Raw genomic sequence first — 25,176 nt, 5'->3', positions numbered from 1 at the left:
CCGTGTCAGGGGCGCGGGGCCCGGGGTTGGGGATCGCTGCCATCGCGATCGAAGAGCAGCGCCCGGGGATCCTCGTCGAGGGTGCGCAGCACCGGTTGCATGTCGCGCATCAGGCGTTCGAAACGCTCCAGGGTGCGAATCAGCTCCTGGTAGCCCTCGCCGCCGGGCGAGGCCCCCTCCAGGGTCTGCTGCAGGCTCTCCAGGGCGCGATTGACGTTACCCGGCAGGGCCTGGGTCTCGGGGCTGTCGAGCAGGCCGCCGACCCGTTCGGTGAGCTGACGCACCTCGCCCACCAGGGCCTCGGTGCCGGCCAGGTTGGTGGCCAGGCCGTCGAGGATGGGTTCCACTTCCAGGGCATTGAGCTTGTCGAGCAGGCTCGAGACCTTCTGCTCGATCTGCGCCAGGCCGCCGGAGGTGGTGGGGAAGACCCGCCGCGACTCGAAGGTTTCGGCCACGTAGGCTTCGCCGTCGCGCTGGAAGTTGATATCCACGAAGAGCGCGCCGGTGAGCAGGTTGCCGGCCTTGAGGCTGGCACGCAGGCCGAGGCCGAAGAGTCGCTCGAAGCGCTCCCGCCACGCCTCCAGGTCGAGCTCGCCCTCGCCGCCCAGGCGCTGGGGTTCGATGCGGATCAGCACCGGGATGGCGAAGCCCTGGCGACCGTCTGGCTGGGGGGCGCTGAAGCGCCAGGGCACGGCGGCCACGGTGCCGATACGCACGCCGCGAAACTCCACCGGTGCGCCCCGGGAGAGGCCGCGCACGGTGTCATCCACCAGGAGTACGTACTCCAGGTAGCGATTGAAGGTGCCCTGGCGGGCGCCCTCCTCGTCGGGGTAGAGGCTGAAGGTGGCATCGGGGCTGACCGGGTTGCCCGGAGGCAGGTCCTCCAGCACGCCGAAGGTGACGCCGCCACCGAGCAGGGCCTCGAAGGACTCGATGCTGACCCGGAAGCCCTCGGAGTCGAGGCGCAGGTCGACGCCGCTGGCGGACCAGAAACGGGTGCTGTCGGTGACCAGGGTGTCGTAGGGGCGCTCGATGAACAGGCGGTGGCGCATGCGTCGCGCCTCCGGGTCGAACTCGGCGCTCTCCACCCGGCCCACGGTGTAGCCCTGGTAGGTGACCGGGTCACCGAGGCGCAGGGAGTTGCCCAGTTGGCTGATCAAGGTGATGCGCAGGCCCTCGGCGTCGGCGGGGGAGGCCGGCGGCAGGTCGAGCACCCGGAAGTGGCGCTGGCTGGCGTCGCTGCTGCCGGGCTGGAGCTGCAGGTAGGCACCGGAGAGCACCGTGCCGAGGCCGCTGATGCCCTCGCGGCCGATGCGGGGCTTGACCACCCAGAAGCGGGTGTCCTCGACCAGCATGGGTTCGCTACCCGGCGAGAGCCGGGCGGTGATCTCGGCGTGGCTCAGGTCCTCGGAGAGGCTGACCCGTTCGACACGGCCGACATCCACGTTGCGGGTCTTGATCAGGGTGCCGGCCTCGATGCCTTCCGCATTGGGCATCTCCAGGGTGATCTGGGGGCCGCGACTGGTGTAGTTGTCGTAGATCAGCCAGGCACCGATCATCAGCGCCACCAGGGGCACGATCCAGATCGGCGAGATCCGCGCCTGGGCACTCACCCGGGCGCGGCTGTCATCCTGACGTGGGGTGTCGGTCATCGTGAGCTTCCTTGAGACGCAGGAGGGGTGGGCCGGGGGGACGGCGGGGTGTCCCAGATCAGTCGGGGGTCGAAGGTCATGGCGGCCAGCATGGTCAGCACTACCACGCCGGCGAAGGCCAGGGCGGCGGGCCCCGGGGTGATGGACATCAGGCTGCCGGCACGAATCAGGGCCACCAGGATGGCCACCACGAAGACGTCCACCATGGACCAGCGGCCGATGAATTCGGTGACCCGGTAGAGCTTGGTGCGCACCGAGGCATGCAGCTCGTCGCTGCGCCGGACCACCAGGCAGAGCCAGGCCAGGGCAACCATCTTGCCCACGGGGACGATGATGCTGGCGACGAAGATCACCGTGGCCACCGGCCAGGAGCCCATCTGCCACAGGTCCACGACCCCGCCGATGATGGTCGAGGGCTCGCTGTGGCCGAGGCTGGTGGTGGTCATGATCGGGTAGACGTTGGCCGGCACGTACATCACGCCGGCCGCCGCCAGCAGCGCCCAGGTACGCTGCAGGCTGTGCGGCAGGCGGGCCCGCAGGCGTTCGCCGCAGCGACGGCACTGGCCGCGGCCCTCGCCATCGAGGCGATTGATCAGGCCGCAGGTGGGGCACCCGGTCACGCCCTGGGGGGCGGCACGCGAAGCGACGAGGGTGCCCTCCGGGGCGCGGGGTTCACCGGCCAGGGTGAACCACATCCAGTCGCCGTCGATGGATTGGGTGGTCATGAGCAGCAGGATGGCGAAGGCGCAGAAGGCCCAGAAGGCGGCGCCCAGCTGAATCTCCGCCATGCCGGCGATCTTTATCAGGCTGACCAGGGCGCCGATGATGAAGACGTCCGCCATCATCCAGGGGTTGAGGTGGCTCAGGGAGCGGGCCAGGGCGCGGCTAGCGGGCCAGGGGGTGCCGCGCATCAGGCCGCTCTGCAACCAGATCACGCCGACCAGGTAGACCGCCGGCAGCACCACGATGGTCAGCAGCACCACGATGGCCACCAGCGGCTGGTGGAAACCGATCAGGGTGGTGGCGGTCTGGGTCAGTTCGATGCGATTGCCGATGCCGCCGACCTGGAAACTGACGAAGGGGAAGCTCACCCCCAGCCCCAGGGCCATCAGGGCGGCGATGGCCAGCGCCAGGCTGCGCTGGGCGGCCCGGTAGTGGCGGCGCACCAGGGTGTGCCCGCAACGCGGGCAGTCGGCCTTCTGGCCAGGGCGCAGTGGCGGCAGCGCCGAAACCCAGTCGCACTCGTGACAGGCGCGCAGCCGGCGTGGCGGCGCGACACCCGCCGGTGACGCCGCCTGGGGCGGGGCGTCGATCTCCCGAGGTGCGGGGGGCGATGGCAAGGCAAGCCTCCTGATAGTGCGAAAGCGGTCTGGCTGTCATTATGCAAGGTCGCGGGGGTTCTACAACCAACGCTTGTCCCATTGATCGAGGAGAGTGCGATGTTGCTCTGGCTGGGGGCCGTGGCCCTGGGGTTGGTGATACTGGTATGGAGTGCCGAGCGTTTCGTGGCCGGGGCCGCCGCCACCTCGCGGCACCTGGGGCTGCCGCCCCTGGTGATCGGCATGCTGGTGCTGGGCTTCGGCACCTCGGCGCCGGAGCTGGCGGTGTCTGCCCTGGCGGCGGGGCAGGGGAACCCCGGCCTGGCCCTGGGCAATGCCTACGGCTCCAATATCGCCAATATCGGCCTGATCCTCGGCCTGGTGGCGCTGATCGCTCCGCTGACGGTGCACTCCCGGGTGCTGCGCCGAGAGCTGCCGATCCTCGGCGCCGTGACCCTGCTGGCCCTGTGGCAGCTGCGCGACGGGGTGGTGGGGCGCCTCGACGCCGTGGTACTGCTGGGGCTGCTGGCGCTATTTATCGGTTACAGCCTGTGGCAGGGCCGCCAGGCCGATAGCCTCGGCGACGAGACCGAGGAGCTGCTCAGCGAGACCCCCATGGCGCTGCGCCCGGCGCTGGCCTGGACCCTGATCGGCCTGGTGCTGCTGGTGGGCAGTTCGCGCCTGCTGGTATGGGGGGCGGTGGAGATCGCCGAGAGCCTGGGTGTCAGCGACCTGATCATCGGCCTGACCGTGGTGGCGGTGGGCACCTCGCTGCCGGAGCTGGCGGCCTCCCTGAGCGCCCTGCGCCGCCGCGAGCATGACCTGGTGCTGGGCAATGTGGTGGGGTCCAACCTCTTCAATACCCTGGGGGTGGTGGGCCTGGCGGGAGTGATCGCGCCCATCGATGCCGGCGGCGAGGTGATGATGCGCGACTGGCCGGTGATGGCCGCCATGACCCTGCTGATGGCGCTGTTCGCCATCGGCTGGCGGGGGCGTGACGGGCGCATCAACCGCGTCGAAGGGGGAGCACTGCTGGCGATCTACGTGGCCTATCTCGGCTACCTGGCCTGGCTGCTGGGGGCGAGTTGAGCGGGGCTGCGTCAATCCACCACGGCCGAAATGGGCTCAACTGCGGCAACCCGACACACCCGAACGGGGCGGCTGCCATTTCCCCTGAGAACGCAGCGGCATAACATATTGGAATATCGATAAGGCCTGGGGGGGGCCCCCGTGGCTCTTATTTGTCACTATGCTCAATTAGCGTTGACATCCAGGGCATCGGGCCCGATGACGACTCAGGAGCATGGCTTGCCATCAGGGAGGCAATATGGAACTCGACCCGCTGCTGCTATCGCGAATACAGTTCGCGTTCGTGGTGTCCTTTCACGCGATATTTCCGGTCTTCACCATCGGCCTGGCGTCCTATATTGCCGTGCTGCACGGGCTCTTCTACAAGACCGCCAACCCCGCCTGGGATCGCCTGGCACTGTTCTGGACCAAGGTGTTCGCGGTGGTCTTCGGCATGGGGGTGGTGTCGGGCATCGTGATGTCCTTCCAGTTCGGCACCAACTGGAGCAACTTCTCCCTGGCCTCGGCCAACTTCCTGGGCCCCATGCTCAGCTATGAGGTCGTGACGGCCTTCTTCCTGGAGGCGGGTTTCCTCGGCGTGCTGCTGTTCGGGCGCGGCAAGGTGCCCCAGGGGGTACACCTGTTTGCCGCCATCATGGTGGCGGTGGGCACCTTTATCTCTGCCTTCTGGATCCTCTCGGCGAATAGCTGGATGCAGACCCCGGCGGGGGTCGAACTGATCGACGGGCGCTTCCATGTGCTGGCCTGGGGCGAGGCGATCTTCAACCCCTCCTTCCCCTACCGTTTCGCCCACATGGTGCTGGCCTCCTTCCTGACCGGCGGCTTCGTGGTGGCTGGGGTCAGTGCCTGGTACCTGCTGCAGAAGCGCGACGTGGAGGCCAACAAGAAGGCGCTCTCCATGTGCCTGTGGCTGCTGCTCGTCCTGGCCCCGGCCCAGGCGGTGGTCGGCGACTTCCATGGCCTCAACACCCTCGAGCACCAGCCCACCAAGGTGGCGGCCATGGAGGGCAACTGGGAAACCTCGAGCCATGTGCCCCTGTTGCTGTTCGCGATTCCCGATCAGGCCAACCAGACCAACCGCTTCGAGATCGGTATCCCCAGCCTGGCGAGCCTCATCCTCAAGCACGATCCCGCCGGCGTGGTGCCCGGCTTGACCGAGGTGGCGCCGGAGGAGCAGCCCCCGGTGTGGCTGGTGTTCTGGTCCTTCCGCATCATGGTGGCGATTGGCTTCCTGATGATTGCCGTGGCGGTGGCGGGCCTCTGGCTGCGTCGCGGTGGGCGCCTCTATGAGCATCGCGGCTACCTGCAACTGCTGCGGCTGATGAGCGTGACGCCCTTTATCGCCGTGCTGGCGGGCTGGTTCGTCACCGAAATTGGCCGGGCGCCCTGGGTGGTCTACGGCATGATGAGCCACGGCGAGGCGCTGACCCCGTCGCTGACCGGCGGCATGGCGCTCTTTACCCTGATCGGCTATGTGGCGGTCTATGCGGTGGTGTTCTGGGCCGGGGTCTACTACCTGACCCGGGTAGTGCGCCATGGCATGCAGGACGGCGAGGAGATCCAGGGCGAGGTGGAACGTCCCATGCGCCCGCTGTCGGCCAGCCATACCCCTTTCGACGATGACCCCAAGTCCGCGGCCTCCGGCCCCCATCAGTAAGGAGATGACACCATGGGTGGTATCGATCTGGCATTGATCTGGGCCGTGATTATCGGCTTCGGCGTGATCATGTACGTGCTGATGGACGGTTTCGACCTGGGCCTGGGGATTCTCTTCCCCTTTGCCCCGGACGAGGATGCCCGGGACGTGATGATGAACTCGGTGGCACCGGTCTGGGACGGCAACGAGACCTGGCTGGTGCTGGGCGGGGCCGGCCTGTTGGGGGCCTTCCCGCTGGTCTATTCGGTGTTCCTGCCAGCGCTCTATATCGGCGTTTTCCTGATGCTGGCGGGGCTGATCTTCCGCGGCGTGGCCTTCGAGTTTCGCTTCAAGTCCCGGGCCAACCGCCACTGGTGGAATCGCGCCTTCTGTTGGGGCTCGGCGGTGGCCGCCTTCGCCCAGGGCGCGGTGGTGGGCGCCTATATCCAGGGCTTCGCGGTGGAGGGCTTCGTCTATGTGGGCGGTCCCTTCGACTGGCTGACCCCCTTTACCGTGCTCACCGGCCTTGGCCTGATGGCCGGCTATGCGCTGCTCGGCGCCACCTGGCTGATCATGAAGTCGGAGGGGCACATCCAGGCCTGGGCCTACCGCATCACTCCGGCCCTGCTGGCGCTGGTGCTGGCGGTGTTCCTGATCATCAGCCTCTGGACGCCCTTCGTGAACCCGGATGTCTGGGAGCGCTGGTTCGGTCATATCCAGCTGATCTGGATCTTCCCGGCCCTGGCCCTGGCCTGTGCGGTGCTGCTCTTCCAGGCGGTGCGCCAGCGTCGCGAGGGGTTGCCCTTCGTGGCCACCGTGGGCCTGTATATCTTCACCTACCTGGGGCTGGTGGTCAGCAAGTGGCCGGTGATCGTGCCCCCGGATCACACCATCTGGGACGCCTCCTCGGCGCCGGAGTCCCAGCTCTTCCTGCTGATCGGGGTGCTCTTCGTGATCCCCATCGTGCTGACCTATACCGCCTGGACCTACTGGGTCTTCCGCGGCAAGGTCAAGGTGGGTGAGGGGTATCACTGAGCCCATGTCGGAGACCCTGACACCGCGCCGCTGGCTCTCCGGGCTGGCGGCGGGGGAGCGCCGGCGCCTGGGGCTGGCCACCCTGGCCGGCCTCGGCGTGGGGCTGGCGACGCTAGCACAGATGGCGCTGTTGGCCTGGGTGATCGCCGGCCTGCTGGTCGAGCAGCGCCCCCTGGAAGCATTGATTCCGGCCTTCCTGGTCCTGGCGGGACTGTTGCTGGCTCGTGCCCTGCTGCAGTGGGGGCAGGAGGCGCTTTCCCAGGCCGCCAGCCTGGCGATTCGCCGCCGTGCCCGCGGCGAGCTCCTCGATCACCTCACCGCCCTGGGCCCGGTCGGCCTGGCGGGGCGGCATAGCGCCGGCCTGGCCTCCCAGCTGGTGGAGCAGCTGGAGGCCCTGGACGGCTACTTCGCCCGCTTCCTTCCTCAGCTGCGCCTGGCGCTGCTGCTGCCTCTGGTCATCCTGGGGGTCGTGCTATCCCTCGACTGGCTGGCGGCGCTCTTTCTGCTGCTGGCCATGCCGCTGATTCCCCTCTTCATGGCCCTGGTGGGCATGGGGGCCGAGCGCCTCAATCGCGAGCAGTTCGCTGCCGTGACACGCCTGGCCGGGCATTTCCTCGACCGGGTGCGGGGGCTCGCCACCCTGCAGCTCTTCGACCGCACCCGGGCCGCCAGCGAGGAGGTCTTCGCCGCCGCCGACGAGTATCGCCGGCGCAGCATGAAAACCCTGCGCCTGGCGTTTCTCTCCTCGGCGGTGCTGGAGTTCTTCGCCTCGGTGGCCATTGCCGTGGTGGCCATCTATGTGGGCTTCGGCTTGCTGGGCTATATCGACTATGGCCCCTCGCCGCAGCTGACCCTGTTCAGTGGCCTGCTGATCCTGCTGCTGGCGCCGGAGTTCTTCCAGCCGCTGCGCAGTCTCGCCCAGCATTATCATGACCGGGCCGCGGCCCTCGGCGCCGCCGAATCCCTGGTGGCGCTGCTCGAAACGGCGCCTCCCCAGGGGGCGACCCCGGCGCCAGTTCGCGACCCGGCGCACCTGCTGGAGCTCGATGGCGTCACCCTGGGCTATCCCGGCCGGGGAGAGGTGGTGGGGCCCCTCGATCTTGACCTGCGGCATGGCGAGATCCTGGCCCTGGCCGGCCCCTCCGGGTCGGGCAAGTCGAGCCTGTTGCGGCTGATGGCAGGCTTTATGGGGCCGGCATCGGGCGAGCTGCGCCGAGAGGTCATGCCCTTGGCCTGGATGGATCAGCGACCGCTGATCCTCCAGGTCAGCCTCGCCGATAACCTGCGCCTGGCGGCCCCCGAGGCCACTGATCAGGCGATGTCCGAGGCGATGAATCGAGCCGGCCTCGGTGAGCTGCTCGCGCAGTTGCCGGAGGGCCTGGCGACCCCGGTGGGAGAGCGCGGCAGCGGGCTCTCCGGCGGCCAGGCCCAGCGCCTGGCCCTGGCCCGGGTCTTTCTCTCCTCGGCGCCCCTGGTGTTGCTGGACGAGCCTACCGCCAGCCTGGACGCCGACAGCGAGGCGGCGGTGATCCATGGCCTTCGAGCCCTGGCCGCCGAGGGACGCACCCTGGTGGTGGCGAGCCATCAGCCGGCCCTGCTGGCCCTGGCCGATCGGGTGATTCGCCTGGACGATGGCATGACGCCGGAGGAGGGGAGCGAAGGCCTGGAGGAGGGGAGCGATGGCTGAGCCTTCGCTACGCCGGACCCTGGCCCCCTGGTTGCGCCTGCTGGGTCGGCGCCGGCGCCGCCTGCAACTGGGGGCGCTGCTGCTGCTGGCCACGGTGGCCTCGGCCATCGGCCTGCTGGCACTGTCCGGCTGGTTTATCACCGCCACGGCCCTGACCGGCATGTTGCTGGCCGCCGGGGTGGCGGCCAGCCTGGATGTCTATGTGCCCGGTGGCGGAATCCGTTTCTTCGCCGTGGCACGCACGGTGGCCCGTTACCTGGAGCGGCTCTATAACCACGATAGCGTGCTGCGGCTGCTGGCCGACCTGCGTGCCCGACTGTTTTCGGTGCTGGCCGGCCTGGATGGCCAGACCCTGGCCCGCCGCCGGGCCAGCGAGTGGCTCAATCGCCTGACCGCCGATATCGATACCCTGGATGGGCTCTACCTGCGCCTGCTGGCCCCGCCGGTGGTGGCACTGCTGGCGATTCTCGGGGTGGCGGGTTTCCTGGCGCTCTTCGCTCCCATGATCGGCGCCTGGGTGGCGCTGCCGCTGTTGCTGACCTGGTGTTGGCTGGTGGTGGGCCAGGCGCGCTGGGGCCTGGCCCCCAGCCGACGCCGGGTGGCCAGCCTCGACCGGCTGCGCGGGCAGGCGGTGGAGACCCTGCAGGGGCTCCCCGAGTGGATCGCCTATGATAGCCTGGGGAGCCAGCGCGCGCGGCTGGCCGCCGAGGAATCGGCCCTCTACGCCGATCAGTGGCGGCTGGGGGTGCGCAGCGCCTTCGGCAATGCCCTGGTAGGGCTGGTGGTGGGCGGCACCGCCGTATTGGCGTTATGGCTGGCGGCGTCGGCTTACTACACCGGCCAGCTCTCGGGGCCGGTGATGGTAATGATGCCCCTGGCGCTACTGGCCATGGGCGAGGCCCTGGCGGCCCTGCCGGCGTCCTTTACCCAGTTCGGCGCCAGCCTGGCCGCCGCCGATCGCCTCAACGCCCTGGAGGCGGCGCCAAGGGCGCCCCTGGGGGGCATGGGGACACTGCCGGCGGGCGTGCCCGAATTGGCGCTCGAGGCCGTGACGCTGCACTATCCCGGGGCCCTGACCCCGGCACTGAGCCAGGTCTCGCTGCGGCTCGCGCCCGGCGAGCGCATCGCCCTGCTGGGTGCCTCCGGCGCCGGCAAGTCGAGCCTGGCGGCGCTGGTGGCGGGGCAGCTGACGGCCACCGCCGGAGAGGTGAGTGTGGCCGGGCGGTCGTTGGCCGAACTGATGCCCGCGGCCTGGCGTGAGGCCCTGGCCTGGCAGACCCAGCGCCTGGAGCTGTTCGATGACAGCCTGGCGGCCAACCTGCGCCTGGCCGCTCCCGAGGCCGACGAGACGGCGCTATGGCGGGTGCTGGCCCTGGTGGAGCTGGACGATTGGGCCGCGGGCTTGCCTCAGGGCCTGCAGACCCGCGTGGGCGAGAGCGGTGGCCTGCTCTCCGGCGGCCAGGCGCGGCGCCTGTCGCTGGCCCGGGTGCTGTTGCGCGAGCGAGCCCGGGTGGTGATCCTCGACGAGCCCTTCGCCGGGGTGGATGCGGCCATGGCGGCACGCATCGCCGCGCGGCTGGACGCCTGGCTCGACGGGCGCAGCCTGCTCTACCTGATCCATCAATGGCAGGACGCCGCGCCGCTGCCCGGCATCGAGCGCAGCTATCGCCTGGTGGAAGGGCGGCTGGAAAGCGTTTGATCTAAGGCCATCGAAGGTGGGTCGCTCAGGGGCGCTGGGGGCAGGCTGGAGCGGGGGTTTTTTGCCAGGGATGGCAAAAGTAGCGCCCAGGGATGGGTTCACAGCGCCCCGCGACGGCCTGCCACCAGGATAGCCCCGGGCCTCGACATAGGTAGGGCGAAGTCATCTCTAGCGTTTGATGCAGAAGCTTTGCGCAACTGGTCAAGATCTAGCAGGATAGGACAAAGCCCAACGAGGAGATGGCCATGCGAGACTTCCTGACCCGTCTGCCCAAGGCCGAGCTGCACCTGCATATCGAGGGCACCCTGGAGCCCGAGCTGATGTTCGAGCTGGCCGAGCGCAACCGGGTGCGCCTGCCCTATGCCGATGTGGAGGCGGTGCGCCGCGCCTACGATTTCGACGACCTGCAATCCTTCCTCGACCTCTATTACCAGGGCATGGGCGTGCTGCAGCGCCGCGAGGACTTCCACGAACTGGCCATGAACTACTTCCGCCGTGCCCACGCCGAGGGGGTGGTGCATGTGGACCTGCATTTCGATCCCCAGGCCCACCTGGCCCGGGGCCTGCCCCTGGCGGTGCCGGTGGAGGGCCTCTACCGGGCCATGCGCGATGCCGAGCGGGAACTGGGTCTCTCCAGCGGCCTGATCCTGGCCTTCCTGCGCGACCGGCCCGCCGCGGAGGCCATGGAAGTGCTGGAGGCGGCCTCTCCCTACTGGGAACTGATCGATGCGGTGGGCCTGGACAGCGCCGAGATGGGCCATCCGCCGAGCAAGTTCGCGGAGGTGTTCCGCCGCGCCAAGGAACTGGGCCTGCCGCGGGTGGCCCATGCCGGCGAGGAGGGGCCGCCGGCCTATATCCGCGAAGCCCTGGATCTGCTCGAGGTGTGCCGTATCGATCACGGGGTGCGGGCCATCGAGGACCCCGAGCTAATGCGTCGCCTGGCCGAGGAGCGCATTCCGCTGACCGTCTGCCCGCTCTCCAACCTGCGCCTCAAGGTGGTCAAGGAGCTCGGCGAGCTGCCCCTGCCGCAACTGCTCGAAGCGGGGCTCACCCTGACCCTGAATTCCGACGATCCCGCCTACTTCGGGGGGGGCGTGCTGGACAACTACCTGGCCTGCCAGCAGGCCTTCGGCTGGGACGAGGCGACCTTCCGAGGGCTGGCACGCAATGCCCTGGAGGCGGCCTTTATGCCCGAGGCACGGCGTCGCGAATTGCTGGCACGCCTCGAGGCCCTCTAGCCCTGCCGGGCAGGGCGTCACAAGAGCTCGGCGTGGACCCGTGCCTTGCCGGCGCGCTTGGCTCGGTACATGGCCGCGTCGACCCGCTGCAGCAATCGGCTGGCCGGCTCATCGGCTTCGGCCAGGATCACCCCCATGCTGGGACTGATCCTGAGTCGCTCACCCTGCCAGGCCACCGGGGGCCTCAGGGCCTCGAAGAGCTTGTCGGCGATCTGCTGGGCGCTCTCGGCGCTGGCTCCGGGAATCACCACCAGGAACTCGTCGCCGCCCAGGCGGGCAATGGTGTCGCCGTCGCGCAGGCTGCCACGCAGGCGCTCGGCGACGGCGACCAGGAGCGCATCCCCGGCCTGATGGCCATGGGTGTCGTTGATCGCCTTGAAGTCGTCCAGGTCGATCAGGATCAAGGCCGGGGGGCGGCCGTGGCGATCGGCCAGGGCGCCTTCCATGGCCTCGGCCAGTTGACGGCGGTTGGCCAGGCCGGTGAGCGGGTCCACCTCGGCGCGCTCACGCAGCGCCTCGAACTGGTCCTGGCGCTCCATGGCGAAGGCGGCGGTCTGGGCCAGGCTGGTCAGGAAGTTATCCTCGGCGGGGCCGGGGTGCACCGGCTCCGTGACCAGTACCCACAAATCCCCCAGCACCCGTCGCCGATCCTCGCTGAGCAGCGGGTAGCGCCACCAGGCGCGGTAGGTCGCCTGAATGGCGCAGCAGCCTGGTGCGATGGTGAAGGGGGGCGTGGTCTCGTCATAGAAGGCCGGGTGGCGCTGATTGGCCTGGGGCGCGGGGCAGTCGCCCGACAGCAGTGCCGGATGGGAGGTGAATTCGATATCCAGGGCACCGTCGTGGACATGGGTGATCAGGACCCCGGCCCCGGGCCGGTGATAGCCGATGGCGCCGCCGATGGAGGAGAGGATCTCCGGCAGGGCGTTCTCCAGGGTCACCTCGCGCAGGGTATGCGCCTTGGCGTCGCGCAGGGTCTCGTCGAGGCGCTCCAGGGTCTTGTCGGCGATCACGCAGAACAGGTAGGCCTCGTCGTCCAGCAGTAGGCGCTCCACGCTCACCTCGGCGACCCTCAGGGCGCCGTCGCCGGCCAGCAGTGGCCAGTGGCCACGTACCCGTAGTCCGTGCTCCAGGCAGGCCCCGAGCAGGCGCCGAATGCGGCCCGCCTCGCTGCTCAGGGTCAGGCTGACCGGATCGATGCCGATCAACGCCTCCTGGGACAGGTCCAGGAAGCGCGCCGCCTCCTCGTTGAGATCGAGGATTTCGCCGGCCGCATTGAGCAGGCAGAAGCCGGTGGCGGAGGCGCGCTTGATCGCTTCCAGCAACTGGGTCTGACGGGTCGCGGCGCGGCGGCTGGCGGCCAGCTGCCGATGGGCGTCGAGTAGCCCGGTGGCGAGTCGCGCCAGCCGGACGAGGTGGGCCTCGCGGGGGGCGTCGAGGCGCCGCTCGTCCGCGGAGGCCAGCCAGAGGGTGGCATGATCCGTCAGGGGAAAGCTGGCGATGGTGGCGACCCCGGTGACCGGGGCCGGGCCATGCAGCATCGAGGCGAGCCGCCTGGCCGGCGCGAGGGATAGGCCGTGCCGGGCGATCAGTGCCACCGTGTCGCCCTGGCGGCGAGTCAGCAGTACCCAGGGAAAACCGCTCAGCTCGCCGGCCAGCTCGGCGAGTGCCTCGAGATCGCCGACGCGATCGATGTGGCTGGCCTCACGCCGCCGGCGCGGGGCCTCCCAGGGGGTGATGGATAGGGGCAAGAGCGCGCTCCTCCCTGCGTGGAGAGAGTGCCGGCCACCTGGGGCGATCATCGGGTGGCCACGATGGCTCGCCGGCCGGGCCGGGATATTATTGGTCTATTGCGAGTGGTGGCTATCTTCCCGATGGCGGGCGTGGCGTCAAGCCTTTTTGGTGCGTCAACGGGGAGTGAACGGGCCCGACGCAAAAAGGGGCGGTCCATGCATGGCATGGCCGCCCAATAGCGCGAGGCAACAGGAAAACTCGGGGTGTCTTAGGCGATGGCGTCCCTCCGGTGCAGGCATTCACCACCCGCCCAGGTGGCATGGACCGTGCGGTCATCGCCGAGGATCATCAGCGCGAAGAGCAGCTCCGCCAGGCCCTGGGTGCGGGCGGTGCGCCGTGCCAGCAGCGGCGTGGCGGCGGGGTCGAGGACCACGATATCGGCCTCGGCGCCGGGACGCAGGCTACCGATATGCTGGTCGAGGTGCAGCGCCCGGGCGTTGCCCAGGGTCAGGCGGTAGAAGCCCTGCCAGGCGGTCATCGGCTGGTTCAGCAACTGGCCCACCTGGTAGGCGGCCTTGAGGGTGGCCAGGCCCGAGAGGTCGGTGCCGCCGCCCACGTCGCTGGCCAGGGTGGTGTTGAGGCCGGCGTCGCGACAGGCCAGGCGGTCGAAGAGGCCGCTGCCCAGGAAGAGGTTGGAGGTGGGGCAGAAGGCGATATTGGCGCCGGCGGAGGCCAGGCGATTGCGCATCTCCTGGTCCAGGTGGATGCCGTGGGCGAAGGTGCTGCGCGGGCCCACCAGGCCGAAGCGCTCGTAGACCGCCAGGTAGTCGCGGCATTCCGGGAAGAGTTCCGCCACCCAGGCGATCTCGCCCTGGTTCTCCGAGAGGTGGGTCTGCAGGTGCAGGTCCGGGGCGTTGCGCAGGATGCCGCCGGTGGCGTCCAGCTGGGCCGGGGTGGAGGTGGGGGCGAAGCGCGGGGTCAGGCTGTAGCCGAGGCGCCCCTTGCCGTGCCAGTCGGCGATCAGCCGCTCGCTGTCGGCGATGCCGCTCTCGGCGGTATCGGTCAGCGCCTCCGGGGCGTGGCGATCCATCAGCACCTTGCCGGCCAGCATGCGCAGGCCGCGCTTCTGGGAGGCGCCGAAGAAGGCCTCCACCGAATTGGGGTGCGAGGTACAGAAGACCTGGGCGCTGGTGGTGCCGGCACGCAGCATCTCGGTGAGGAAGGCATCGGCCACCTCCTCGGCGTGGGCGCGCTCGGCGAAGCGACACTCCTCCGGGAAGGTGTAGTCGTTGAGCCAGTCGAGCAGCTGGCGGCCGTAGGAGGCCATGATATCGAGCTGGGCATAGTGCACATGGCTGTCGATAAAGCCCGGCATCATCAGCTTGCCGGAATAGTCGACCACCTCGATGCCCTCGGGCAGCTGGGGGGCCAGCTCCCGGTAGTCGCCGACGGCGCGGATGTGACCGTCCTCGAGCCAGAGGGCGCCGTCCTCCAGGTGCAGGACGCTGCCCTCGGCGGGGCGGTCGCCTTCACCGGGGTCATTGATAAAGCTCAGCAGGGGGCCGCGCAGGACCCGAGTCTGGGCGTTGCTCATGGGGGCTTTCTCCAGGGACGGGTGGCGGGGCCACCCATCGATCATGATGTCTTGGGTTGCGAGAAGGTGTCGCGTAGCGTCTCGGGGGCGATCCCGCGACGCTCCGCCGATACCTCGTCCGGCTTGAGGGTCAGGAGCTCCGTGGTCACCGCCAGGGCGATCTCGTAGGGCAGCTTGCCCTTGGCGCCGGGGACGCCGATGGGGCAGCGCACCCGAGCCAGGGCCTCGGGGCCGTGACCGGTGTCCGCCAGGCGGCGCTTGAAGCTGGCCCATTTGCTGTCGGAGCCGATCAGCCCCAGGGAGGCGCAGTCGCCCCGGGCCAGCAGGTCGTCCACCAGGGCGCGGTCCTCTCCGTGGTCATGGGTCATCACCAGGGCATGGCAGCCGGTGGGCAGGGCCGCCACCGCCTCGGTGGGGTCCGGCGCGTGGCGGCACTCCAGGCGCGGCTGGTCGGCGGCCCAGGCCGGGAAGGCGTCTTCCCGGCTGTCGTGCCACAGCACCCGCCAGGGCAGGGGGGCCAGCAGCCCCACCAGGGCCTGGCCCACATGGCCGGCGCCGAACAGCGCCACCGTCATCTCGGCGCCGCCGAAGACCTCGATCAGCACATGCACATAGCCGCCGCAGCACTGGCCGGAGCGCCCGCCCAGGGGAAAGGCCTCCAGGCGTGGACCGAACTCGTCCGCGGCCAGGGCCCGGCGGGCGGCGTCGATCACCTGGTATTCGAAGGTGCCGCCGCCCAGGGTGTCGTGGACGCCCTCAGCGGTGATCACCATCTTGGCGCCGGGCTCTCGCGGGGTGGAGCCGGCGGCGCCTACCACGCTGGCCAGGGCATGGGGCACCGCCTCCCGCTGGAGGCGATGCAGGGCCTGGTGCCAGGAGAGGGCGCCCATCTCAGGCCGCTCCCTGGGCGTCGCGCAGGGCCTGGGCCACCATCAGCACCCGCTCCGGGGTGGCCGGGGTGTCGAGCTGCGGGGCGACCTGGTAGTCGGCCAGGCTCGCCAGGGCGTCGCGCAGCGCCGACCACACCGAGATGCCGAGCATGAAGGGCGGCTCGCCGACGGCCTTGGAGCGGTAGATGCTGGCCTGGGAGTTGGGGTGCCCCTCCAGCAGCTTGACGTTCATCACCGGCGGCAGGTCGCCGAAGGCGGGGATCTTGTAGGTGGCGGGGCCGTCGGAGACCAGGCGGCCGGCGTCGTTCCACTTCAGCTCCTCGCTGGTCATCCAGCCCATGCCCTGGATAAAGGCGCCCTCGACCTGGCCGATATCGATGGCCGGGTTCAGGGAGTCGCCCACGTCGTGGAGGATATCCACCCGGGTGACCTGGTATTCGCCGCTGAGGGTATCCACTTCCACCTCGCTGACCGCGGCGCCATGGGCATAGTAGTAGAAGGGGCGGCCCTTGCCGGTATTACGGTCGTAGTGGATCAGCGGCGTGGCGTAGAAGCCCTTCTCGGAGAGCGAGACGCGCCCCAGGTAGGCCGCCTGCACCAGCTCCGCCCAGGGCAGGCGGCGTTCCGCCTCGCCTTGTCCGGCCACCAGGGCACCGGCTTCCAGGCGCATGCCGTCGCGATCCAGGCGATAGTGCTCGGCGGCGAAGTCGAAGAGCCGCTCGCGCAGCTTCGAGGCCGCGTCCTTGGCCGCCTGGCCATTGAGGTCGGCGCCGCTGGAGGCCGCGGTGGGGGAGGTGTTGGGCACCTTGTCGGTGCGGGTGGCGGTGATGCGCACCCGCTCGATATCCAGGCCCAGCTCCCGGGCCACCACCTGGCACACCTTGGTGTGCAGGCCCTGGCCCATCTCGGTACCGCCGTGGTTGATCTGTACGCTGCCGTCGGTATAGACGTGGAGCAGGGCACCGGCCTGGTTGAGGTGCTGGACGGTGAAGGAGATGCCGAACTTCACCGGGGTCAGCGCCAGGCCCTTCTTGATGATCGGGCTCTCGCGGTTGAAGTCGCTGATCGCCTGGCGGCGCGCCCAGTAGTCGCTGCTCTGCTCGAGCTCGCCGATCAGGTCATGCAGCAGCTGCAGCTGCTCGACCCGCTGGCCGTAATGGGTGACGTCGCGGCCGGGACGGTAGAGGTTGCGCTTGCGCACCGTCAGCGGGTCCTCGCCGATATGCCGGGCGATATCGTCCATCACCTGCTCGATGATCATCACCCCCTGGGGGCCGCCGAAGCCGCGGAAGGCGGTGTTGGAGGCGGTGTGGGTCTTGGCCCGGTGGCCGGTGACCCGGGCCTGGCCCAGGGAGTAGGCGTTATCGGAGTGGAACATGGCGCGATCCACCACCGCATCGGAGAGATCCGGGGAGTAGCCGCAGTCGCCGATCACGGTGATCTCGCCGCCGACCAGCACGCCCTGGTCGTCGATGCCCAGCCGGTAGCGGTTATGGAAGGGGTGGCGCTTGCCGGTGGCGCGCATGTCCTCGGCCCGGGGCAGACGCAGCTTGGCGGCGCGGCCCGTGCGGCGGGCGATCAGGGCGGCGATGCAGGCCCAGGGGGAAGCCTGGGTCTCCTTGCCACCGAAGCCGCCGCCCATGCGCCGCATCTCGGCGGTGACCGCGTGGAAGGGGATGTCCAGCACCTCGGCGACCAGCTTCTGGGTCTCGCTGGGGTGCTGGTTGGAGGTGTGGATCACCACCCCCTCGTCCTCGCTGGGGGTCACTAGGCAGGCCTGGCCCTCCAGGTAGAAGTGCTCCTGGCCGCCGACGAACTGCTCGCCTTCCAGTACGTAGGTGGCGTCACGCAGGGCCTGCTCCCAGTCACCGCTCTGATGGTGGTGGGTGGGGCGCACGAATTTGCCACGCTCGGCGGCAGCCACCGGGTCCAGGCTGGCCGGCTGCTCGTCGATCTCGATGACCGCCAGGGTCGCCGCCCGGCGGGCGGCCTGGTAGCTCTCGGCGGCCACGGCGAAGATCACCTGGCCCACGTAGCTGATCTCGTCATCGACGAACAGCGGGTCGCCGGGGAAGACCGGGCCGATATCGGTGTGGCCGGGGACGTCGACGATGGTAATGACGTCGACTACCCCGGGGGCGGCCTTGACCTTCTCCAGGTCGAGGCGGGTCAGGCGGCCATGGGCCACCGGCGACAGGCCCAGTGCCACGTGCAGGGTGTCGGCGGGGCAGGGGATATCGTCGATATAGGCGGCCCGGCCGGTGACGTGCTTGACGGCGCTCTCGTGAATGCGGGACTGGCCGGCGGCGCCGCTGCCGCTCTCGGCCCGACGGGCCGGGGCCGGTTGGGAAGCCTCGGGGGCGAGTTCAGTGAGCGTACGCATCGAGGGTCACCTTGGTGTCGTTGTGGGTGGTGTCGATCATCAGCCGCAGGCGTTCGAGGAGGTTGGCGGCGGCCAGCTTGCGGTACTCGGCGCTGCCGCGCACATCGCTCATCGGCGAGAGTTCCTGGTCGAGGGCCGCCTTGGCCGCGGCGAAGGCCTCGAGCGTGGGGGCCTGTCCCTCCAGGGCCGCCTCGGTGCGGGGCACCCGGCGGGGAATCGCCGCCATGCCGCCGAAGGCCAGGCGTACGTCGCGCATCACGCCGTCTTCCAGGCGCCAGGCGAAGGCCGCCAGCACCGCGGAGATATCGTCCTCACGACGTTTGGACAGCTTCCACACCTTGAGATTCTGCTCCGCCGCCGGGCGCGGCAGGAAGATGCCGCGGATGAATTCGTTCTCGGCCAGGGCGGTCTTCTTGTAGTCGAGGAAGAAGTCGCCCAGGGGCAGCTCCCGTTCGCCGTCGGGGCCGTCGAGGAGCAGCCGCGCCTCCAGGGCCAGCAGCACGGGGGGGCTGTCGCCGATCGGCGAGGCGTTGGCGATGTTGCCGCCCAGGGTGGCGCGGTTGCGGATCTGCTGGGAGGCGAAGCGGTGCAGCAGGTGGGCGAAGGCCGGGTAGGCCTCCTCCAGCAGCGGCTCGAGCCGCGACAGGGGCACGGCGGCGCCGATCCACCAGCCGTCGTCGGTGGCCTCGATCGCGTTGAGCTCGGTGACGCGGCGCACATCGATCAGGTCGTCGAGGGCCTTGAGCTGCTGGGTGGTCTCCAGCCACAGGTCGGTGGCCCCGGCCACCAGACGCGCCTGGGGACGCTCGGCCTTGAGGCGACGCAGCGCGGCCAGGTCGCGGGGGGCACTGAAGTGGCCCTGAGATGTCAGTTCGGCGGGGCTTTCCTGGCGCTGCTTGCCCACGTCCACGGCCAGGCCCGGATCGTCGGCCCAGCTGGGGTGGGTGTCCGGGTAGTCGCCCATGGTCAGGGCGGCGTCGCGGATCGGCCGGTAGCCGGTGCAGCGGCACAGGTTGCCGCCCAGGGCCTGCTCCAGGCGCGCCTGGGTCAGCGGCGCCGGGGCGCGGCGCTGGTTCTCGTGGAGGGTGAACAGCGACATCACGATACCCGGGGTGCAGAAGCCGCACTGGCTGGCGTGGCACTCGACCATGGCCGCCTGGGCCGGGTGCAGGGCGTCGCCCCGGGCCAGGCCCTCCACGGTGACCAGGTGACAGCCCTGGAGCTGGTGGGCCGGGGTGATGCAGGCATTGGCGGTGCGATACTCCAGCTCACCGTCGGCATTGGGCTCGCCGATGGTTACGGTGCAGGCGCCGCAGTCACCGGAGGCGCAGCCCTCCTTGGTGCCGGTCTTGCCGAGTCGGGTCCGCAGCAGTTCGAGGACGCTGGTGTCAGGGGGCACCTCGACGCCGCTCTGGCGTTGGCCATTGAGATAGAAGTCGATCATTGGCGTATCCGCTGGTTGTTATCGTCTGTCGTTGTCTTGACCGATTGGTCAACTTTCAGAAAGCGTGGCTGATCCCCGCCCAAAGTGCAAGGGGAAATTTCATCGATGATGGCTCTGGGTATGAAGGGCTGAGGGGCGCTGGGGACTGGGCGGAGCGGGGGTTTTTGCCAGGGATGGCAAAAGTAGCGCCCATGGAAGGGTTTACAGCGCCCCGCGACGCCCTGTCCCCAGGGTAGCCCCGGGCCGCTGAGCAGAAAGCGCGTGACCTGGGGTTTCCCTGGCGAGGAGGGCCCAGGCGTTGCACCGGGCCCGGCGCTGCGGCAAGCTTGTGGCTTTGCAGCCGAGCGGTGACCGATGACCTCCATGAATTCCGTCGATTCGACGCCGACCCGCGCCCGGAACGAGCAACTGATCCTCGAGGCCGCTGAGCGGGTCTTCGCCTGCCACGGCTACCGTGGCGCCAGCGTCCAGGCCATTGCCGAGGCCGCCGGGTTGCCGAAATCGAACGTGCTCTACTACGTGGGCAGCAAGCGCCGGCTCTATGTCACCCTGCTGGAGCGGATGATGGCCCGCTGGAACGCCATGCTCGATGATATCCGCGTCGAGGACGACCCCGCCGAGGTGCTGGAGGCCTTTATCCGCAGCAAGATGGCGCTGAGCCGCAGCCACCCCCAGGGCTCGCGACTCTTCGCCGCGGAGATCCTCGGTGGCGCCCCCTTCCTGCAGGAGTACCTGCACGGCGAGCTGCGCGACTGGGTCCAGGCCCGGGCCCGGGTCTTCGAGCAGTGGGCCGAGCGTGGCCTGATGGACCCGGTGGATCCGGTCTGGCTGATCTTCCTGATCTGGTCCTCCACGCAGCACTACGCCGACTTCGAGGCCCAGGTGCTGGGCATCACCGGCAAGCAGAGTCTCTCGGATGCCGACTACGAGCGGGCCACCGACTTCCTCTGCCGGGTGATCCTCAAGGGCTGCGGGGTCAAGCAGGCCGACGCCTCCTGAGTGTTCCTCTGCCAATTTTTGTATACACTATGGGCAGGCAATGATGTTCAGTGGCTGCGCCATCGGAAAGGGCAGGCTGGGATACCAACGAGACGGAGCGGAGTGGGCGCCAAACGATGAGCAATCAATGGCAGGAGACCATGCTCGCCGAGGTGAAGGCGGGCGGACGCATCAGCGATCAGCATATCGTCGACATGATTCGTCAGGCGGTGCTGAGCCAGCGGCTGCCCCCGGGCACCCGGCTGCCGGAGGTCGCCCTTGGCGAGATCTTCGGCGTCAGCCGTTCGGTGGTGCGCAAGGCCCTGACCCGGCTGGCGTCTTACCATGTGATCACCCAGCAGCCCAATCAGGTGGCGCGGGTCTGCGCCCCGGACATCGACGAGACCCACGAGATCTTCGCCGCCCGCCGCCTGGTGGAGGGCGAGGTGGTCGCCCTGCTGGCTGGCAAGCTGGAGCCGGAGCAGTGCGCGGTACTGGCCGGTCATATGGAGGCCGAGAAGGCCGCCTACGCCGAAGGCGACGAGACGGCGCGCATCGAACACTCCCTGGCCATTCACCACTACCTGGCCGATCACTCCCCCAACCGTATCCTCGGCAAGATGCTCTCCGAGCTGATCCTGCGCACCTCCATCGTGATCGCCCTCTACAAGCAGCCGAGCCTCGCCTCCTGCTACCTGGAAGGGGACCACGATACCCTGCTGGCCCGCCTGCGCGACGGTGATGCCGAGGGGGCGCGCCGAGCCATCGACAACCACCTGGCGAGCCTCGAGCGACTCCTCGACCTGCGTGCCCAGGAGAACCGCATCGATCTGGCGGCAATTTTCGGTAAACTGGGCGGCTGAGACGGCGCCCCACTCTGCTCCACGGCCCGGCGACTTCGTCGGGCCGTGGTCGTTTGTCGGCCCAGCCTTTGCGACGGACCCCGAGCCCCCATGCGCGATTCCCTGCCCATCGACCACCAACTGCCCGAGATCCAGGCCACCCTGGAGCGACACTCCCGGGCGCTGCTGATCGCCGAGCCCGGCGCCGGCAAGACCACCCGAGTGCCCCTGGCGCTGCTTCAGAGCGACTGGTGTCGCCAGGGCAGGTTATTGCTGCTGGAGCCACGGCGGGTGGCGGCACGGCTGGCGGCGGCTCAGCTGGCCGCCAACCTGGGCGAGAGCGTCGGTCAGACGGTGGGGTATCGCATGCGCGGCGAGTCCCGGGTCGGCCCGGGAACCCGCCTGGAGGTGGTCACCCAGGGCGTCTTGACCCGCCTGCTGCAGGCCGATCCGAGTCTCGAGGGGGTGGCCGGGGTCATCTTCGACGAGTTTCATGAGCGCAGCCTGGAAGCCGACCTGGGCCTGGCCCTGAGCCTGGATGCCCAGTCGGGGCTGCGCGAGGAGCTGCGCCTGCTGGTGATGTCGGCGACCCTGGACGAGGCCACCCTGCTCGGGGTGCTGGGGGAGGCGACCCCGGTGCTGCGCTGTCCCGGACGCAGCTATCCGGTGACCCGCCACCATCGCCCGCCGCCCGGCCGCGAGCGCCCCGAGCGTCATCAGGCGGCGGTGATTCGCGAGGCCCTGGGCGCGGATCGGGGCGACATGCTGGTGTTCCTGCCCGGGGTGGCGGAGATCCGCCGCCTGGCGCGGGAGCTCGGCGACCTGGACGCGCAGGTGCTCGAGCTGCATGGTCGCCTGCCGCTCGCCGAGCAGCGCCGTGCCCTGGCCAAGGACCCGCAGGGGCGGCGCCGGGTGGTGCTCTCCACCGCCCTGGCCGAGTCCAGCGTCACCGTGGACGGGGTGCGCATCGTTATCGATGCCGGTTTCGAACGGGTGCCGGAGTTCCAGTCGCGCACCGGCCTGAGCCGACTGGTCACCCGGCGGGTCAACCGGGCCAGCGCCGAACAGCGCCAGGGGCGGGCGGCGCGTCAGGGCCCCGGGGCCTGCTACCGGCTATGGGCGGCGGAGCAGGCGCTGCCGCCCCATGGCGAGCCGGAGCTGCTGCAGGCCGACCTGGCGCCCCTGGCCTTCGAGCTGGCGCGCTGGGGCATTCGCGAGGCCGGGGCGCTGGCCTGGGTGACGCCACCCCCTGCCGCGGCCCTGGCGGCGGGCCGGGCCCAACTGCGGCGCCTGGGCCTGCTCGACGCCGAACATCGCCTGACCGGATTGGGACGTGAGGCCGAACGCTGGCCCTGTCATCCGCGCCTGGCGGCGATGCTGGTGCGCGCCGGCGAGATCGACGCCCGGCCCCTAGCCTGCTGGCTGGCCGCCGCCCTGGAGACGGGCATCGAGGCGGATGATCTGGCCGAGGCCTTCCGCCGACTACCTGGCCCCCGGGCCCAGGGCGCGGAGGCCCAGTGGCATCGCGAGGCCAGGCGCCTGGCCCGGCTCGGCGGGGTGGGGCTCGAGGTGGCGGATCTCGAGCCCCTCGGCGAATTGGCCGCCCTGGCCTGGCCGGAGCGGGTCGGTGTCAACCTGGCGCCGGGCCGCTTCAAGCTGGCCGGCGGTGGCCAGGCGTGGCTACCGGAGTCCCACCCCCTGGCCCGGGACGAGACCCTGGTGGCCCTCTCCCTGGATGGCAAACCGGAGGGGGCACGGATCTTCTCGGCACTGGCCGTGACGCGCCCGCGCCTGGCGGCCTGGTATCCGGAGATCGAGACCTGGCGACCACGCATCCGCTGGGACGCCGAGGCCGGGCGTTTGGTGGGGGAGGAGGTCAAGGCCCTGGACGAAGCGATCCTGGCGCGCCGCCCTCTGGCGAAGTTACCCGCCGAGGCGGTGGAGGCGGCGCTGCTGGCGGCCCTGCGCGAGCGGGGCCACCTGGCCTTCGACGAGGAGGGCGAGCAGCTCCGGGCGCGAATGGCCCTGCTGCGCCGCGAGCTGTCCGATGAGGCCTGGCCCGACTGGTCGACGCCGGCCCTGCTGGCCGAGCTGGAGACCTGGCTGGCGCCGCACCTGGCGGGGCTGCGCAGCCTGGAGGCGGTGGATCGCCTGCCCCTGGGCAAGCTGCTGCTGGAGGGCCTGGAGTGGTCGCGACGTCAGCGTCTGGAGCAGCTGGCGCCGACGCATCTGAGGGTGCCCAGTGGCTCCCGGGTGCGTCTCGACTACCGCGGCGAGGCGCCGCTGCTGGCGGTCAAGCTCCAGGAGCTGTTCGGCCTGGCCGAGACGCCGCGCCTGGTGGAGGGGCGGGTACCCGTGCTGGTGCAGCCGCTATCGCCGGCACGACGCCCCCTGCAGACGACCCACGACCTGGCGAGCTTCTGGCGCCACGGCTACTTCGAGGTGCGCAAGGAGATGCGTGGCCGCTACCCCAAGCACCCCTGGCCGGAGGACCCCCTGAGCGCCGAGGCCACCGCCCGCACCAAGCGCCGCGGCAACTGATCAGGCGCTGGCTCCCTCGTCCTTCTACCCAGGCATGCTGATTTAGCGAAAATCCGCGTAAACCCTCGCCCACTCGGGCGGGGATACAAGCGGGCAGTGCGATAGCACTGCAGGGTTTGCGGCATTGGGCCTGGCGGCATATGCTGTACATGCATCCATACGCCGATGACTGTCCATGCTGAAGGCCACCAAGATACGCCTCTACCCCACGCCCGAGCAGGTAGCGTTTCTGAACCGCCAGTTCGGCGCGGTGCGCTTCGTCTATAACACCGGCCTTCGCATCATGTCCCACCGCTACCAGCGTCATGGCCAGTCGCTGAGCGCCAAGCACGACATCAAGAAGCTGCTGCCGGTGGCCAAGAAATCGCGCAAGTACGGGTGGCTGAAAGATGCTGACTCCATCGCCCTCCAGCAGGCGTGCCTGAACCTCGATCATGCCTTCCAGCGCTTCTTCGACCCCAAGCAGAAGGCCGGCTATCCGCGCTTCAAAAGTAAGCGAGGCAAGCAGTCCAGCTACCACTGCATCGGCGTCAAGGCCGGCGACGACTGGATCAAGGTGCCCAAGCTCGGGCCGATCAAGGCCAGGATGCATCGCCAGGTCGAAGGCAGACTGAAAAGCATCACCTTGGCCCGCACGGTCACCGGGAAGCACTACGCCTCGCTGCTCTACGACACAGAACAGGTTGCCCCGGCACCGCTGAAGGATGTAGACGCTGCCGGTGTCATCGGCCTCGACATGGGCCTCTCTCACCTCGTTATCGACTCCACCGGCCGCAAGATCGCCAATCCGCGATTCCTCAAGCAGGCGCAGCAGAACCTCAAGCGCAAGCAACAGGCGTTGTCCCGTACTAAGAAGGGCAGCGCGAATCGGGCCAAGGCACGGTCACTCGTCGCCAAGGCGCATGAGCGGGTCGCCAATACCCGCAACGACTTTCAGCACAAGCTTTCTCGACAGATCGTTGACGATAACCAAGCGGTGATCGTCGAGACGCTGAAGGTCCGCAACATGATGAAAAACGCCCGCCTTGCCAAGCACATCGGCGATGCGTCCTGGCACGCCTTGATGACCAAGCTGGACTACAAGGCCAGGGAACAGGGCAAGCATCTGGTCAAGATCGACCCGTGGTTTGCCAGCTCCAAGACCTGCCATGTCTGCCGGCACAAGATGGATGCCATGCCGTTGAGTCTCCGGTCGTGGGAATGCCCGGCCTGCCACACGCAGCACGACCGGGACATCAACGCGGCGCTGAACATCAAGCATCAAGGCATTATCCAGTTGAAGGCGGAAGGGCTGTCCGTCTCTGCCCATGGAGGCTTGCGTAAGTCCGGCACATCGTCGGCAGCTGCCTGAGAAGTGGGAAGCCCCGTCCGCTAGGGCGGGGAGCAGTCACCATCATTGGCGGCTTCCAGGCCCCCTC

The 25,176-nt window shown here is 69.3% G+C and carries 17 protein-coding genes; 10 read left to right on the top strand and 7 right to left on the bottom strand.

Annotation, left to right across the window (positions count from 1 at the left end; genetic code table 11):
• Positions 1 to 5: 5 nt before the first annotated feature.
• Together pqiB and IHD13_RS05670 are read right to left on the bottom strand one after the other, a co-directional pair.
• Positions 6 to 1,652, bottom strand: coding sequence for an intermembrane transport protein PqiB (gene pqiB, locus IHD13_RS05675; protein ID WP_195860061.1), 1,647 nt, complete (start codon positions 1,650 to 1,652; stop codon positions 6 to 8).
• Positions 1,649 to 2,965 carry a PqiA/YebS family transporter subunit gene (locus tag IHD13_RS05670; RefSeq protein ID WP_195860083.1) on the bottom strand — a complete coding sequence of 439 codons (1,317 nt, stop codon included), beginning with the start codon at positions 2,963 to 2,965 and terminating at the stop codon, positions 1,649 to 1,651. Before IHD13_RS05670 ends, pqiB begins: the two co-directional genes overlap by 4 nt.
• Before the next feature lie 126 nt (positions 2,966 to 3,091).
• Here IHD13_RS05670 and IHD13_RS05665 point away from each other — a divergent pair, with 126 nt between their 5' ends.
• The 6 genes from IHD13_RS05665 to IHD13_RS05640 all read left to right on the top strand — a co-directional run bounded on the left by IHD13_RS05665 (position 3,092) and on the right by IHD13_RS05640 (position 11,355).
• A complete protein-coding gene (locus tag IHD13_RS05665) occupies positions 3,092 to 4,060 on the top strand; it encodes a calcium/sodium antiporter (protein WP_195860060.1) in 969 nt (322 codons plus the stop codon).
• Positions 4,061 to 4,298: 238 nt separating this feature from the next.
• Positions 4,299 to 5,717: a cytochrome ubiquinol oxidase subunit I gene (locus tag IHD13_RS05660; protein ID WP_195860059.1), complete on the top strand. Its 1,419-nt coding sequence runs from the start codon at positions 4,299 to 4,301 to the stop codon at positions 5,715 to 5,717.
• Positions 5,718 to 5,729: 12 nt separating this feature from the next.
• Complete coding sequence (gene cydB / locus IHD13_RS05655) at positions 5,730 to 6,731, top strand: cytochrome d ubiquinol oxidase subunit II (RefSeq protein WP_195860058.1); 1,002 nt, start codon at positions 5,730 to 5,732, stop codon at positions 6,729 to 6,731.
• Positions 6,732 to 6,735: 4 nt separating this feature from the next.
• On the top strand, positions 6,736 to 8,418 hold the full coding sequence (gene cydD, locus IHD13_RS05650) for a thiol reductant ABC exporter subunit CydD (protein WP_195860057.1): 1,683 nt from the start codon (positions 6,736 to 6,738) through the stop codon (positions 8,416 to 8,418).
• Positions 8,411 to 10,117 carry a thiol reductant ABC exporter subunit CydC gene (cydC, locus tag IHD13_RS05645; RefSeq protein ID WP_195860056.1) on the top strand — a complete coding sequence of 569 codons (1,707 nt, stop codon included), beginning with the start codon at positions 8,411 to 8,413 and terminating at the stop codon, positions 10,115 to 10,117. The genes cydD and cydC overlap by 8 nt, the downstream gene beginning before the upstream one ends.
• Before the next feature lie 245 nt (positions 10,118 to 10,362).
• Positions 10,363 to 11,355, top strand: a complete 993-nt coding sequence (locus tag IHD13_RS05640; protein WP_195860055.1) for an adenosine deaminase — start codon at positions 10,363 to 10,365, stop codon at positions 11,353 to 11,355.
• Positions 11,356 to 11,372: 17 nt separating this feature from the next.
• On the opposite strand, the gene IHD13_RS05635 is transcribed toward IHD13_RS05640, so the two are convergent.
• The 5 genes from IHD13_RS05635 to xdhA all read right to left on the bottom strand — a co-directional run bounded on the left by IHD13_RS05635 (position 11,373) and on the right by xdhA (position 19,397).
• Entirely contained in the window at positions 11,373 to 13,103 is a 1,731-nt protein-coding gene (locus IHD13_RS05635) for a GGDEF domain-containing protein (protein ID WP_195860054.1), read from the bottom strand.
• A 251-nt stretch (positions 13,104 to 13,354) separates the two neighbouring features.
• Positions 13,355 to 14,680 carry a guanine deaminase gene (gene guaD / locus IHD13_RS05630; RefSeq protein ID WP_195860053.1) on the bottom strand — a complete coding sequence of 442 codons (1,326 nt, stop codon included), beginning with the start codon at positions 14,678 to 14,680 and terminating at the stop codon, positions 13,355 to 13,357.
• A 41-nt stretch (positions 14,681 to 14,721) separates the two neighbouring features.
• Positions 14,722 to 15,570, bottom strand: a complete 849-nt coding sequence (xdhC, locus tag IHD13_RS05625; protein WP_195860052.1) for a xanthine dehydrogenase accessory protein XdhC — start codon at positions 15,568 to 15,570, stop codon at positions 14,722 to 14,724.
• Position 15,571: 1 nt separating this feature from the next.
• On the bottom strand, positions 15,572 to 17,953 hold the full coding sequence (gene xdhB / locus IHD13_RS05620) for a xanthine dehydrogenase molybdopterin binding subunit (RefSeq protein WP_195860051.1): 2,382 nt from the start codon (positions 17,951 to 17,953) through the stop codon (positions 15,572 to 15,574).
• Positions 17,937 to 19,397, bottom strand: a complete 1,461-nt coding sequence (gene xdhA / locus IHD13_RS05615; protein WP_195860050.1) for a xanthine dehydrogenase small subunit — start codon at positions 19,395 to 19,397, stop codon at positions 17,937 to 17,939. Before xdhA ends, xdhB begins: the two co-directional genes overlap by 17 nt.
• Before the next feature lie 354 nt (positions 19,398 to 19,751).
• On the opposite strand from xdhA, the gene IHD13_RS05610 reads away from it, so the two are divergent.
• The 4 genes from IHD13_RS05610 to IHD13_RS05595 all read left to right on the top strand — a co-directional run bounded on the left by IHD13_RS05610 (position 19,752) and on the right by IHD13_RS05595 (position 25,109).
• Positions 19,752 to 20,396 (top strand): TetR/AcrR family transcriptional regulator, encoded by a 645-nt coding sequence (locus IHD13_RS05610; protein ID WP_195860049.1) that lies wholly within the window; start codon positions 19,752 to 19,754, stop codon positions 20,394 to 20,396.
• A gap of 116 nt (positions 20,397 to 20,512) precedes the next feature.
• Positions 20,513 to 21,238 (top strand): GntR family transcriptional regulator, encoded by a 726-nt coding sequence (locus IHD13_RS05605; protein ID WP_195860048.1) that lies wholly within the window; start codon positions 20,513 to 20,515, stop codon positions 21,236 to 21,238.
• Between the two features lie 90 nt (positions 21,239 to 21,328).
• Complete coding sequence (gene hrpB, locus IHD13_RS05600; protein ID WP_195860047.1) at positions 21,329 to 23,758, top strand: ATP-dependent helicase HrpB; 2,430 nt, start codon at positions 21,329 to 21,331, stop codon at positions 23,756 to 23,758.
• A gap of 175 nt (positions 23,759 to 23,933) precedes the next feature.
• Entirely contained in the window at positions 23,934 to 25,109 is a 1,176-nt protein-coding gene (locus tag IHD13_RS05595) for an RNA-guided endonuclease InsQ/TnpB family protein (RefSeq protein WP_195860046.1), read from the top strand.
• The last annotated feature ends 67 nt before the right edge of the window (positions 25,110 to 25,176 follow it).

The organism is Halomonas sp. 328, from assembly GCF_015645095.1.
Classification (GTDB): domain Bacteria; phylum Pseudomonadota; class Gammaproteobacteria; order Pseudomonadales; family Halomonadaceae; genus Bisbaumannia.
The sequence above is the reverse complement of the archived record's forward strand: the minus strand, read 5'-3'. Positions and strand labels throughout refer to the sequence as shown.

Excerpts from the sequence above, each read along its gene's own strand:
- pqiB (WP_195860061.1), bottom strand. The coding sequence starts at position 1,652 with ATGACCGACACCCCACGTCAGGATGACAGCCGCGCCCGGGTGAGTGCC.
- IHD13_RS05665 (WP_195860060.1), top strand. The coding sequence starts at position 3,092 with ATGTTGCTCTGGCTGGGGGCCGTGGCCCTGGGGTTGGTGATACTGGTA.
- IHD13_RS05660 (WP_195860059.1), top strand. The coding sequence starts at position 4,299 with ATGGAACTCGACCCGCTGCTGCTATCGCGAATACAGTTCGCGTTCGTG.
- cydB (WP_195860058.1), top strand. The coding sequence starts at position 5,730 with ATGGGTGGTATCGATCTGGCATTGATCTGGGCCGTGATTATCGGCTTC.
- cydD (WP_195860057.1), top strand. The coding sequence starts at position 6,736 with ATGTCGGAGACCCTGACACCGCGCCGCTGGCTCTCCGGGCTGGCGGCG.
- cydC (WP_195860056.1), top strand. The coding sequence starts at position 8,411 with ATGGCTGAGCCTTCGCTACGCCGGACCCTGGCCCCCTGGTTGCGCCTG.
- IHD13_RS05640 (WP_195860055.1), top strand. The coding sequence starts at position 10,363 with ATGCGAGACTTCCTGACCCGTCTGCCCAAGGCCGAGCTGCACCTGCAT.
- guaD (WP_195860053.1), bottom strand. The coding sequence starts at position 14,680 with ATGAGCAACGCCCAGACTCGGGTCCTGCGCGGCCCCCTGCTGAGCTTT.
- xdhC (WP_195860052.1), bottom strand. The coding sequence starts at position 15,570 with ATGGGCGCCCTCTCCTGGCACCAGGCCCTGCATCGCCTCCAGCGGGAG.
- xdhB (WP_195860051.1), bottom strand. The coding sequence starts at position 17,953 with ATGCGTACGCTCACTGAACTCGCCCCCGAGGCTTCCCAACCGGCCCCG.
- xdhA (WP_195860050.1), bottom strand. The coding sequence starts at position 19,397 with ATGATCGACTTCTATCTCAATGGCCAACGCCAGAGCGGCGTCGAGGTG.
- IHD13_RS05610 (WP_195860049.1), top strand. The coding sequence starts at position 19,752 with ATGACCTCCATGAATTCCGTCGATTCGACGCCGACCCGCGCCCGGAAC.
- IHD13_RS05605 (WP_195860048.1), top strand. The coding sequence starts at position 20,513 with ATGAGCAATCAATGGCAGGAGACCATGCTCGCCGAGGTGAAGGCGGGC.
- hrpB (WP_195860047.1), top strand. The coding sequence starts at position 21,329 with ATGCGCGATTCCCTGCCCATCGACCACCAACTGCCCGAGATCCAGGCC.
- IHD13_RS05595 (WP_195860046.1), top strand. The coding sequence starts at position 23,934 with ATGCTGAAGGCCACCAAGATACGCCTCTACCCCACGCCCGAGCAGGTA.